Origin of the sequence: Prauserella rugosa (assembly GCF_000719975.1) — a bacterium.
Lineage (GTDB): Bacteria > Actinomycetota > Actinomycetes > Mycobacteriales > Pseudonocardiaceae > Prauserella > Prauserella rugosa.
Window position 1 is genome coordinate 32,194 of the sequence record NZ_JOIJ01000019.1, and the last position, 13,437, is coordinate 45,630.

At 72.9% G+C, this 13,437-nt stretch carries 4 protein-coding genes; all 4 read right to left on the minus strand.

Annotated features, from left to right (window positions below):
* Positions 1 to 61: 61 nt before the first annotated feature.
* The 4 genes from IF64_RS0121025 to IF64_RS0121040 all read right to left on the minus strand — a co-directional run bounded on the left by IF64_RS0121025 (position 62) and on the right by IF64_RS0121040 (position 13,408).
* Entirely contained in the window at positions 62 to 10,588 is a 10,527-nt protein-coding gene (locus IF64_RS0121025; protein ID WP_084705998.1) for a non-ribosomal peptide synthetase, read from the minus strand.
* Between the two features lie 71 nt (positions 10,589 to 10,659).
* A complete protein-coding gene (locus IF64_RS0121030; RefSeq protein ID WP_030533877.1) occupies positions 10,660 to 11,433 on the minus strand; it encodes an ABC transporter ATP-binding protein in 774 nt (257 codons plus the stop codon).
* Positions 11,430 to 12,473 carry a FecCD family ABC transporter permease gene (locus IF64_RS0121035; protein ID WP_084705999.1) on the minus strand — a complete coding sequence of 348 codons (1,044 nt, stop codon included), beginning with the start codon at positions 12,471 to 12,473 and terminating at the stop codon, positions 11,430 to 11,432. Before IF64_RS0121035 ends, IF64_RS0121030 begins: the two co-directional genes overlap by 4 nt.
* A complete protein-coding gene (locus tag IF64_RS0121040; RefSeq protein WP_030533879.1) occupies positions 12,470 to 13,408 on the minus strand; it encodes a FecCD family ABC transporter permease in 939 nt (312 codons plus the stop codon). The genes IF64_RS0121035 and IF64_RS0121040 overlap by 4 nt, the downstream gene beginning before the upstream one ends.
* Positions 13,409 to 13,437: the final 29 nt, after the last annotated feature.

Genomic DNA, 13,437 nt, shown 5'->3' on the forward strand with positions numbered 1-13,437 from the left:
GCCAGCAGCCTGCCGTCGATCCGCTCCGACTCGACCGGCTCGCCGGTGTTCGCCGCGGCCGTCACTCCGGTCCCCGCAGCGACCGCTCGGCGACCCGGACGAGCGCGGCCACCTGCGGACCGGTGCCGGTACCGGTGCTCCTGCCGGTTCCCGGCTCGCCCGGTCCCGCGCCCGGTCCCGCGCCCGGTCCCTCGCTCCCGTGCTCGGCCAGGAGATCGGGCAGCGCGGCCAGCGTCTGCCGGAGCGCGTCGGCGAGTGCGTCCGCGTTCGTGTCGGTCGCCGTGCCCGGGCGGACCGCCACGATCCCGCGCCAGCCTGCCCCTTCGGGCATCACGGTCACGGTCACGGGGTGGTGCGTGAACTCGCGGAACCGCATTCCCGTCATGCGAAGCCCCGGAGCAGGCTCGGCGAGACGGTCCGGGTCCACCGGGTAGTTCTCGAACACCAGCAGGCTGTCGAAGAGCCGTTTCACGCCGACGGAGCGCTCCAGCGCAGGCAGCGGTGTCGTGTGGTGCTCGGCCATCGCCTGCTGCCGTGTCTGCAGGTCACGCAGCGCCGTCACGAGCCCGCCGGTGAGCGCTGCATGCACGGGAACGGTGTTGGCCAGCAGACCGATGATCTCCTCGACGCCGTCCACTTCGGGCGGACGGCCGGACACCATGGCACCGAAGTGGACATCCGTACGTCCGGTGCGGGCGGCGAGCACGGCCGACCACGCGCCCTGCACGAGCGTGTTGACCGTCAGTCCGTGCGCGGCGGCCGCGGCGCTGAGCCTGCGCACCGAGGTCGCGTCGACGTCGAAGGTCACCGGCACGGGCCGTTCGGCAGCCGCCTCGCCGGGCGGCACGTCCGGCAGGGCGCGGTCATACCGGTCGACGGTCGAGAGCACGTCCTGCCACGCCGCGACGTCGGCATCCCGGTCGCGTTCGGACAGCCAGCGCAGGTACCTGGTGAACGGCACCGGCTCCGGCAGGGTGGCGGCCGAGCCGGTGCGCGCGGCGTAGGCGGCGAAGATCTCACCGAGCATGCGCGGCGCCGACCATCCGTCACTGAGCAGGTGATGCGTGGTGAGCACGAACTCCACGCGGTCGGCCCCTCGGCGCACGACGGTCGGGCGCACGAGCGATCCGGCGGTCACGTCGAACCGTTCGGCGAGGTCGGCCTCCAGCACCCGCTCGACCGCCGCGTCCACGTCGGACTCGCCGGAGACGTCGACGTAGCGGGCGTCGGGCGCGGCGTCGGCGATCAGCACCTGGCCATCGATGCCGTCGGGGAAGGCGGCACCGAGGTTCGGATGCCGCCGCATCAGGTCGCCGACGGCCGCGTGCAGCGCATCGACGTCGACGTTGCCGGACAGCGAGAACGTGGCCTGCACGGTGTACGGGTCGTGACCGCCGTCGGGAACGCGGCGGGAGTGCCGGAGCACCAGTTCCTGCAGCGGGCTCAGGGGTAGCACGTCGACGAGGCGGTAGCGCGTCTCGAGAGCGTCCACATCGGCCTGGTCGAGACCGCCGAGCACGAGGTCCGACGGGGTGCGGCCCGCATGCGCGAGCGCCTCGTCGTCGGCGGCCAGTGCCTCCAGTTCCGCGCGGAACGTCTCGGCCAGGGAGGCGACGTCGTCGTCGGGGAACAGCGCACGTGGCCACGTGATCCGCACGTGCAGAGCCGGGCCGTCGCCCTCGTCCCACGTCATCGCGTTGAGCATGAGGCCGTGCGGCAGCGGGAGCGTGTCACCGGCCGAGCCGAACGGTGCCGACCCCGGCGGGGCCTGCCACGCGCGCTCGGCGACCGGGGCCGCGGCGAACTGGCCGAGGTAGTTCCAGCTCACCTCGGGCCGCACCGGGGTGACGACCCCCGCGGCCGAGAGCACCCCGTGGCCGAGTCCGTCGCCCTGGGCCTGCAGCCGCTCCTTGACGTCCTTCAGCTGAGCCGACGTCGGACCGTCCGGCAGCGTGATCCGCGCGGGGTGGACCGCGGTGAACCAGCCGACCGTGCGGGACAGATCCACCTCCGTCGCCGGGTCGGGTGCGTGCCTGCCGTGGCCTTCGAGGTCGACGTACAGGTCGGCGGGCCGACGGCGCCACCGGCCGACGGCACGGGCGAGCGCGGTGAGCAGCACGGTGTCCGGGGTGGCGCGATACGCCGAGGGCAGCGCCGTCAGCAGCGCCTGGGTGGCACCGGCATCGAGCGCGAACTCGTGGTGCACCGCGGTGGCTCCGGTGTCCCGGTCGGGATCGAGTGCCGTGCGCGCCAGTCGTTTCGGCGGTTTCCTGCCGACCTCGCGCCAGTGCGGTGCCTCCGCCGCCCTGGCGTCGGCGGCACCGGCGAGCTCGCGCGCCCACCCGGCGAACGGTGCGGGACGCAGCAGGTCGTGACCGGCGTAGGCGTCGGCCAGGTCGTCGACGAGGATCCGCCACGACACGCCGTCGACGAGCAGATGGTGCGCCGCGATCACGAATCGGCCCAGCTCATCGGGCCCGCGGTCGACCCACAGCATCCGCACCAGCGGAGGTGCCGTGACGTCGAACCGCCCCCGGATGTCGGCGATCCAGTCGTCGATCAGCCCGCGAACGTCGGCGTCCCCGGTCGCGGTCGTGGCCGTGAGCACCTCGGCCGCCGTGACCGCACCGGTCTCGGGGATGCGCAGCACCGGACCGTCGGCACCGCGCGCCAGGTGGGCGCGCAGCACGTCGTGGGTGTCCAGCAGCGTGTCGACCGCCCGCGCCCAGTCCTGCCGGTCCCCGCCCGCCGGCACGCAGAGCTCCGTCCACTGGCAGAAGTCGTCCGGCTTCGGCGAACGTTCGAGGAGATCGCGCATCACGGGCGTCAGCGGAGCGTCGCCTGTGGACGGACCGGCGTCCGGCCGGGCGGAGCCCTCCCCCGCGTGCTCACAGCGCGCGACGATCCCGGCGACGGTGCCGCCGTCGAGCACGTCGCGCGGACCGAGCCGCAGGCCGTGCCGCCGCGCGCGGGAGACGACCTGGAGCGAGACGATACTGTCGCCGCCGATCTCCAGGAAGTGGTCGTCGAGCCGGACCTCGCCGGCGTCCAGCACCTCGCGCACGATGTCGAGCAGTACCCGTTCGGCGTGGGTGCGCGGCTCGCGCCCGGCACCGGTCTCGCCGTGGTCGGGTGCGGGCAGGGCGCGCTCGTCGAGTTTCCCGCCCGGGGTGAGCGGCAGCCGATCGAGCGCCACGAACGCCGCGGGAACCATGTACTCGGGCAATTCGCGCAGCAGGTCGGCCCGCAAGCGGACCGGATCGAGACTCGAGCCCTCCGCGGGGATCACGTACCCCACCAGCTGCCGTCCACCGCGCACGACCACCGCGCACCCGCGCACGTCGGGATGCCGGCTCAACGCGCTCTCGATCTCGGCGAGCTCGATGCGGAACCCCCGCACCTTCACCTGCCGGTCCGCGCGTCCGAGGAACACGAGCTGGCCGTCGGGGCGCCACGCCGCGACGTCGCCGGTGCGGTACATCCGCGAACCCGGCTCACCGTGCGGGTCGGCGACGAACGCCTGCGCGGTCTGGCCGGGCCTGCCCAGGTAACCGCGGGCGAGTTTCGGGCCCGCGAGGTACAGCTCACCGGGCACGCCGACCCCCACCGGCTGGAGGCCGTCGTCCAGGACGTAGGCGCGCACGTTCGGGTCCGGCCGTCCGATGGGGACGGTGCCGCGGTTGCCGGGTTCGTACTGCCACGTCACCGAGTTGATCGTCACCTCGGTCGGGCCGTAGGCGTTGAACAGCGCCCGCCTGCCCTTGCCCCAGCGGTCGGCGAGCTCCGGGTCGAGCCGCTCGGCACCCACGACGAAGAAGACGTCCTCGTCGACCACCCGGTCCTCCGGGACGGCCGACAGGAAGGACGGCAGCAGGTTGATACCGGTGAGCCGGTGCTCGGCGATGTAGTCGAGCAGTTCGTCGCCGGGGACCCGCACCTCCTCCGGTGCGACGACGAGCGTGCCGCCGGAGGCCAGGGGCACCATCGTCTGCCAGACCGCGACGTCGAAGCTCGTCGAGGCGAAGTGCAGGTAGCGGTCCCGGTCGGTGACTCCGACGACCTCCTCCTGCAGCGAGATGAGGTCGCGCAGGCCACGGTGCGGCACGGCCACACCCTTCGGCTTACCCGTCGTGCCGGAGGTGTAGATGATGTAGGCCAGCGAGTCGGGCGTGAGCGTGGTGCGGGCGTGCACGGGATCGTCGTCCCGGCCGTCCGCGGCTGCCGGTTCGTCCAGGCGCACCACGGCACCGTCGCCCGGCACCTCGCCGCCCAGCCTGGCCAGCGCCGCGCCGTCGGTGACGAACGCGGCCGGGCGCGCGTCCTCGATCATGTAGCGCAGCCGCTCGGCCGGGTAGTCGGGATCCAGCGGCAGATACACCGCGCCCGCCTTGAGGATGCCGAACAACGCGACGATCATCTCGACGTCGCGGCCCAGGAGCATGCCGACGGGGGTCTCGGGCCCGGCCCCCGCGTCCAGCAGCCGGTGCGCGAGCCGGTTCGCCTGCCGGTCGAGCTCGGCGTAGGTCAGGCTGCGTTCCCGGCACACGAGGGCCTCGGCGTCGGGCGTGCGGGCGACCCACGCGCCGAACGTCTCCAGCAGACCCTGCCGTTCCACGGCGGGCAGGTACTTCGTGCCCTCGTGCAGCACGGCCGCGGTCTCGGTGTCGTCGAGCATCGGCAGCCGGCCGACGGGCCGGTCGGGGTCGTCGACCAGTTCGGTCAACAGGGTGTGCAGCCACCGCGCGTAGCCGCGGACGGTCTCCTCGTCGAAAGCTTGCGGCTGGTAGCTCAGCGCGAGCGTGAGCGCCTCGCCGGGCAAGGCGATGACGGTCAGCGGGTAGTGCGTCGCGTCGGTGATGTCCACACCGGACAGTTCGGCGTGTTCGTCGACGGCGATGCCCGCACCGTTGAACGGGAAGTTCTCCATCACCAGCAGCGTGTCGAACAGCTCGCCGACCCCGACCGCCCGCTGGATGTCGGGCAGGCCGAGGTGGTGGTGATCGGTCAGCGCGACGGACTCGGCGTGGATGTCGGCGAGCAGGTCCGAGGCGGTGGTCTCGGGCCGGTAGCGCACCCGCACCGGGATCGTGTTGCCCAGCTGGCCGATCATCGACTCGACCCCGTCCACTTCGGCCGGACGACCAGAGACGGGGCAGCCGAATACCACGTCCCGCCTGCGGGTGAGCCTGCCGAGCAGCAGTCCCCATGCCGCCTGCAGCACCGTGGTCACGGTGACGCCGCGGTCACGGGCGAAGCGCTGCAGGCGGCCGCTGAACTCCGCACCCAGTTCGAGCGACACGCGTCCCGGCCGTGCCACGCCGCGCCGGGCGGCCACGGGTGCCAGGCGCGTCCCTTCGTCCACTCCCGACAACGCCGACCGCCACGCCTCCAGTGCGGCGTCGCGGTCGCGCTCGGCGAGCCACCGGTGGTAGTCCTGCAGCGAGGCCGCGGCGGGCACCGCCGGGCCACCGCCCAGCTCGCGGTACAGCCCGAGCAGCGTCCTGCCCACGAGCGGCATCGACCAGCCGTCGAGCAGCGCGTGATGGTTGGTCAGCACCAGCCGGTACTGCCGCGCACCGAGGCGGTAGAGGCGGAACCGGATGAGCGGCGGGGTCTCCGGGTCGAACCGGCGGTTCAACTCGGCCGTCCGTGCGGCGTCGAACGCCTCGAAGGCGGCCTCGCCTGCCTGATCGGCGCCCGCCAGCTCGACCGTGTCCCAGTCGAGGTGGACGTCGGCGGGCACGACCTGCACGACGTCCCCGCCCGAGGTCGTCGCCAGGTGCACGCGCAACGCCGGATGCCTGCGCAGCAGCTCGCGCGCGGCGTCGGCGAGCCGTACGGGGTCGACGTCGCCGCTGAGGCTGAGCACGGCCTGCACGACGTACACGTCCGCGTCCTCCTCGTCCGCCGCGAGGGTGTGGAACGACAGTCCGGCCTGGAGTGCGGTCGCGGGCAGCACGTCGGCCACGGGCCCCCGGCGTTCGAGTGCGTCGATGTCGGCCTGCTGCAGTGCGACAAGCGGCAGGTCCGAAGGGGTCAGCCCACCGCCGGACGGGCCGATGTGCTCGGCGTGGACGGCGAGCGCGTCGAGCGCCGCCTCCCAGGCACACTGCAGGCCGGCCACGGCATCGTCGTCGAGGAGCCGCCCCGCTGCCGTCCACTCGACGGCGATCCGTGGACCGTCCGTTGTGGACTCTCCGGCCTCGTGGACGAAGCAGTTGAGCGCCAGCACCTGCTCGAGCGGTTTCGACTCCGGTTCGACGACCGCGAACGCCTCGCGGTCGGGAAGCCGCCAGTCACCGCCGTCCCCGGCGGCGAAGCGGCCCAGGTAGTTGAGCAGCACCTCGGGCGGGCCGGCGGTGATGCCGGCGTCGGGGTCGAGGTGGCGCAGCACGCCGTAGCCGACGCCCTCATCGGGCACGGCGCGGCGGGCTTCCTTCACCGCGCGCAGCAAGCGGCCCGCGGCGGGTCCGCCGGACAGTGCCTCGCGCAGTGCGGCGTCGGTGCCCACGGCATCCGCGGGCACGCGTACCGGGAACTCGGCGGTGAACCACCCGATGGTGCGGGACAGATCCGCCCCCGACGTCTGCGGATGACGTCCGTGACTCTCGACGGTGATCCCGAAGGCATCCTGCGTACGCAGCGACCGTAGCGCCAGCACGAGTGCGGTCAGCAGCACCTCGTCGGTGCCGGTGCGGTAGGCCGACGGCAGTGTCGACAGCGCCGCCTCGGACACGCGCGGGCTCGCGACGGTCGTCTCGGTGCGGGCCGTGCCCACCGTGTCCCGCGCCGGGTCCAGCGCGGGCAGGCCCAGTGGGCGGATGTCCGGGTCGGTCGCACCGCGCCAGTACTCCAGCTCGGCGCGCCGTGCCCCCGACGAGCCCTGCTCGGCCAGCGCCAGCGCATGGGCGCGGAACGAGGTCCCCTCGGGTTCGGGTGGCGTGCCCTGCGTCGCCGCGCGCAGTGCCGGGATCAGCACCCGCCACGACACCCCGTCCACGACGAGGTGGTGCGCGACGATCACGATGCGGTGGTGGCCGAGCAGCGCCACCCGCAGCATCTGGCCCGCGTCGGGGTCGAGAGTGGCCGCCAGCGAGCGCGCGACGTCTGCAGGATCGGACGCGCCAGGATTGGAGCTGCCGGTGTGAACGACGTCCGCGGCCGCCCCGGACACGTCGCCGGTTTCCGGTTCGGCGGGCGGGATGGTGAGTCCGCCGTCACCGCCGCGGCGCATCCGGAGCGCGGGATACGTGGCCAGTACGGACCGCACACCGGCGACGAGCGCATCGCGATCCACCGGCTCGACGGTGCTGACCACCGTCCACTGTGCATAGCCAGCCACCGCTTCGGGTGGCGGGCCGGGTTCGAACAGCCCGCGGATGATCGGGGTGGCGGGAACGTCGCCCTCGGGTTCGTCGTGCTCGTCGGCGGCCGCGCCGCCGGTGCCGGAGAGCTCGGCGAGCCCGGCCGCGAGCGAACCGAGGTCGCGGCGGGCGAGCAGCTCGCGGGGGCGCAGCTCGAACCCGTGGGAGCGAAGCCTGCTGCTCACGCTGATCGCGCTGATGCTGTCGCCGCCGAGACCGAAGAAGTCGTCGTCCGGGCCGACCTGCTCGGCATCGAGGTCGAAGACCTCGGCGACAACCGCGCACAGCAGGCGTTCGCGGTCGGTAGCGGCGCGGCGGCCGCCGGACGTCGCGCGAGGGGCGGGCAATGCGGCACGGTCGACCTTGCCGTTCACCGTGAGCGGGAGCTCGTCGAGCACCACGACGGCCGAGGGCACGAGGTGATCGGGCAGCCGGGTGGCGAGCGCGTCCCGCACCGTCTCGGACGTGACGTCGGTGCCGGACCTGGCCGGCACGACATAGCCCACCAGGCGCGCCGTAGCCGTGTCGGTGCGGACCACCGCGGCGGCGGCGCTCACCCCGGGGAGCGCCGCCAGCTCCGCCTCGACCTCGCCGACCTCGACACGGTGCCCGCGGATCTTGACCTGGCCGTCCGCCCGTCCCGTGTAGACGAAACCGCGGCCGGGCACCCACCTGGCGAGGTCGCCCGTGCGGTACATCCGATCGCCCGGACCGCCGTAGGGATCGGCCACGAACCGTTCGGCGGTGCCCGCGAAGCGGCCGAGGTAACCCCGCGCGAGCTGAGGCCCGGCGAGATACAGCTCCCCGGTCGAGCCGGGTGCGACCGGCTGCAGGGCGTTGTCCAGCAGGTAGACCCGCGTGCCGGCCAGCGGGCGGCCGATGGCCGGCTCGTCCCCGGTGATCTCGGCGTAGGCCGCGTCGACGGTCGCCTCGGTGGGACCGTAGATGTTGCGCCCGTCCACATCCGACTCCACGACCCGCTGCCACAGCGCTGGCGGGGTGGCCTCACCACCCAGCACGAGCAGCGCGGGGCGGTACGGCGCACCGTCGAGCAGGCCCGCGTCCGCGAGCGGTGCCGCCATGGAGGGCGTCGTGTCGACGACGTCGATGCCGTCGCGGGTGTAGGTGGCGAGCAGAGCGTCGGCGTCGGTCAGCACATCGCCGGCGTAGAGGTGCAGTTCGTGCCCGCACAGCAGCCACACCAGCTGGTCGAGCGCCGAGTCGAACGCGAACGAGTAGGTGTGGGCCACCCGCAGCCGCCTGCCCACGCCGCGTTCGGTGTCGGCGACCACTGTCGAACGCTGGTGGTGCAGCAGTGAGCGCAACCCACGGTCGGGCACGAGTACACCCTTGGGCTTGCCCGTCGAGCCCGACGTGTAGATGACGTAGGCCAGGTCGTCGGGCCGGCGTCCGCGCACGCGCTCGCCGTCCGACAGGGGCCGGTCGTCGGCATGGGCGGCGTCGGCGGTCGTCACCGAGGGCCACTCGCCGAGTGCACGGGGATGGGACGGGTCGGTGACGACCACGGCGGGCCGGGCGTCGTCCAGCAGCATCCGCACCCGCTCGTCCGGGTGGTCGGCCTCGAGCGGCAGGAACGCACCCCCGGCGTCGAGGGCCGCCAGCAGCGCGACGACGTAGTCGACCGAGCGGGGCAGCGCGATCGCGACGAGGTCGTCGGGGCCGACTCCCCTGGCCCGCAACGTCCTGGCGAGCCGGTGCACGCGTGCCGCCAGCTCGGCGTACGACACGCGTTCGTCACCGCACACGACGGCCACGTCGGCTCCGCGCGACGTCGCCAGCGCGGCGAGCACGTCGGGAACCGAGGCGGGCTCACCGGGCACCGCGGGCGGCGACCACGCGTCCAGCAGCGAGTCGCGCACCTCCCGTGCCACCACCGGCACCCGGCCCACCTCGGGACCGTCCTCAGTGGTCAGCTCTCGCACGAGCGTGCACACGGTCGCCAGCCGGGCGTCCACATCGGATTGCGTGTGGGTACGCGCGTCGACCTCGAACCCGAGCAGCAGGCCGCCGTCCCTCGTGGGCAGCACACTCAGGCCCATGTCCTCTGGCGGCCCGCCCGCGACGTTGCGCATGACGCCCTTCGACCCGGCGAAGTCCAACGTCAGGTCGAAGGCCTTCAGGTTCACCCCGGCGCCGTGCAGGATCGCACCCGCGCCGGGCGCGGCCAGATCGCGCGGCAGGTTCTCCCCCCGATAGCGCTGGTGCACCCGCATCTCGGCCATCGCCTCGGCCACCCGCCGCGCGACGATGCCCAGCGAGTCACCACCGCGCACCTCGATCCGCAACGGCAGCACGTTGACCGCCATGCCCGGGGTGCGCAGCTCGGGACCGCTCGTCCGGCACATCAGCGGCAGCGCGAACACCACGTCGGTGCGCCCCAGCACGCGGTGCAGGAACACCGCGTAGCAACCGAGGAGGGCGTCGCCCCACGTGACGCCCTCCCGGTCGGCGAACGCCCGCAGCGCCGTCATGTCGCCCGCGGACAACACCGTCTGCGCCGAGACGGTGTCGGCGGGCCCCGACCCGGGCGTCGTCCATTCCGGAAGGTCCGGCAACGGGGTCATCCGGTCGACCCAGTAGGCGCGGTCCTGCTCCGGTTTGTCGCTCGCGAGGTACTCCCGGTCGGCGGCGACGAAGTCGGCGAACGAGCTGAACGGCGACGCAGGCGGTTCGGTGCCCGCCACCGACGCCGTGTAGCGCGCGGCCGTGCGGCGGGCGAGCATCGCCGCGCTGTAGCCGTCGAACACGAGATGGTGACCGAGCTGGGTGTACCAGACCTCGGTGTCGGACAGGACGATGATCGTCTGCGAGTACAGCGGCCGCCCGGTCATGCCGCGGGAGGACTCGGCCAGCGCGAACCGTTCCGCCGTGACCAGCTGTTCGGCCGCCGCCCGCGGGTCGGCCTCGGTGCGGACGTCGACGACCCGCGGCGGGACCACCGGCTCGTCGCTCACCCACTGCCGCGGGCCGTCCGCGGTCTCGGTCATGCGCAGCCGCAGGGATTCGGCGTCGGCGAGCGTTCCGGTCATCGCCTCGGCCAGCAGCGCCGTGTCGATCCGGTCGCCGCCTTCGATCTGCACCACGTCGCCGACCACGTAGTACGGCGAGTCGGGTTCGAGCCGCTGGGCGTTCCAGATACCGAGCTGCGCGCTCGTCAGCTCGAACAGCTCGGCGGCCTCAGGCGTTTCCGACGACGACAACACTCGCTCCTCACAGCGTTTTCGGGACCCGGTTCTCTCGGCACCGGCAGCACGGGATCAGTGGGTGAGCCCGCTCATTCCGGGACGACCATCGGCGTTCCGCTCACCGGGTCGGGTGTGATGACGCTGGGCAGGTCGAACACGTCCTTGATCAACGCCGCGTCGACGATGTCGGCCGCGGCACCCTCGGCCACCACCCGGCCGTCCTTCATGGCCACGAGGTGGTCGGCGAACCGGCAGGCCTGGTTGATGTCGTGCAGCACCGCGATCACGGTCCTGCCCTCGTCGCGCAGCCGCGACAGCAGAGCCAGCAACCGGTACTGGTGGGTGATGTCCAGAAAGGACGTCGGCTCGTCGAGCAGCAGGTACGGCGTTCGCTGTGCCAGCACCATCGCCACCCACACGCGCTGGCGCTGTCCGCCGGACAGTTCGGCGACCGGCCGCTCGGCGAAGTCTTCGACCTCCGCGGTGATCATGGCCTCGGAGACGGCCTGCTCGTCCTCCTTGGTCCACAGCGCCAACAGCGACTGGTGCGGGTAACGGCCCCGCGAGACCAGTTGCCGCACCTTGATGCCCTCCGGCGCGAGCGGGTCCTGCGGCAGGAAAGCCAGCTCCCGAGCCAGCGCCTTCGCGGGGAAGGACGAGACCGATCTCCCGTCCAGTGCGACGGTGCCCGCGTCGGGCCGCAGCAGCCGGACGAACGCGCGCAGCAGGGTCGACTTGCCGCAGCCGTTCGGCCCGACCACGGCGGTGAACCCGCCGTCCGGAACGTCGAGACTGAGCCGGGTGGACACGACCCGTTCGCCGTAGGCGAGGGTCACGTCCTGGGCACGCAGCCGGGCGGTCATCTGCGCCTCACCTCCTGGGCCAGCAGCCAGATCAGGTAACAACCGCCGATCGCCGTCGTGACGACGCCGACGGGAAGGGACACGGGGGCCAGCAGCATCTGCGCGATGAGGTCGGCCAGTTGCAGCAGCACGGCACCGCACAGCGCCGCGGGCAGCAGCGGGACACCGGGCGCGCGCGCCAGCCTGCGTCCGATCTGCGGTGCGGCCAGTGCGATGAAGGCGACCGGGCCCGCCACGGACGTCACGGTGGCGGTGCAGCCGACGCCGATGAACACCATCAGCAACCGCTGGCGTTCCAGTCCGACCCCGGTGGCGACCGCCACCGCGTCACCGAGTGCCGACTGGTGCAGCGCCTGCGCACGCAGCGAAGCCAGCGCGAGCAGCACCGCGATGACCGAGAACGGCAGGATCAGGTCGTCCCAGTCGATGCCGTTGAGCGAACCGGAGTTCCAGCCCACCGCCGCCATCGCGACCTCGAGCTCGGCGCGCAGCACGAGCCAGTTGTTCAGGGCGGTGACCATGGCGTTGACCGCGATGCCGATGACCACGAGCCGCATCCCGGACAGCCCGCCCGACCGCGACAGCGCGTACACCAGGGCCGCCGTGAGCAGTCCACCCACGACCGATCCGAACGCGACGGTGGTCGTGGCGCCGGTGAACACGGTCATCACCAGCAGTGCACCGGTGTAGGCGCCCGCGTCGAGGCCGATGATGTCCGGGCTGCCCATCGGATTGCGGGTCAGGTTCTGGAAGATCGCACCGGCCACGCCGAGCGCCGCACCGAACAGGATCGCGGCGACGACCCGCGGCCCGCGCCACTCGACGATGACCACCGACGGCTGCGTTCCGGTGAGCGCGCCGAGCACCTCGCCGGGCGTCGACCAGCTCGACCCGAACGACAGTCCGACGAACCCGAGCACCAGCATCGCGACGGCGCAGCCGACGACCACGCCGAGGGTGCGGCGTTCGATCCACCACGCGCGCCCGCGTACCGGCACGCGCACCTGTGCGGTCCGCTTCGGGGACTCCGTCGTCGTCATAGCGATCCCGCCCCGTACCGGCGCACGACCCAGATCAGCATCGGCCCGCCGAGGAACGCGGTGACGATCGCGACCGGCACCTCGCCCGTGTGCAGCACCACGCGCGAGATCGTGTCGGCCGCAAGCATCAGGATCGGCCCGACGATCATCGACAACGTCACCAGCCACGGCACCGAACCGACCGTCAGCCTGCGCAGCAGGTGCGGCACGATCAGGCCGACGAACAGGATCGGCCCGGCCACGGCCGTGGCGGCACCGGCCAGCACCGTGATCAGCACGAGGGTCACCGTCCGCACGCGAGCGACGTTCGCGCCGAGCGTGTGCGCCACCGTCTCCCCGAGTGCCACGGCGTTCAGCGACCGCGCGACCAGCAACGCACCGACCAGGGCCAGCGCGATCGCCACGAGCGGGATCGTCAGGTCGGTCTGTTCCCTGCCAGCCAGTGAGCCGACGGACCAGAACCGGTACTTGTCGAGCGTGTCCGGGGACGTCAGCCGCACTCCGAGCGACACCCCCTGCAACACGGCCGACAGCGCCACACCCGCGAGCAGCAGGCGCAACGTCGAATGTCTGCCGACCGCGTAGACCAGCACCGTCGCCAGCACCGCTCCGGCCACGCCCAGACCGAGTTCGCCGAGCGCCGTTCCGGCCAGTCCGAGCGCGGCACCGAGCGTCAAGGCGAAGCCCGCGCCATGCGTGACGCCCAGAATTCCGGGCTCGGCCAACGGGTTGCGCGACAACGTCTGGATGAGCGCGCCGGCCACGGCCAGCGCCGCACCCACGGCGATGCCGAGCAACGTGCGCGGAACGCGGATGTCGCGCACGACGAGATGATCGCCCGACAGCGGGTCGAAATGGGTGAGTGCGGGCCAGATCTGGCCGAGCGGCACGCTCTCCGCACCGACGGCGATGCTGGCGACGATCGCGGCCAGCAGCGCGACGAGAACCCCGGCGAGGACGGCCG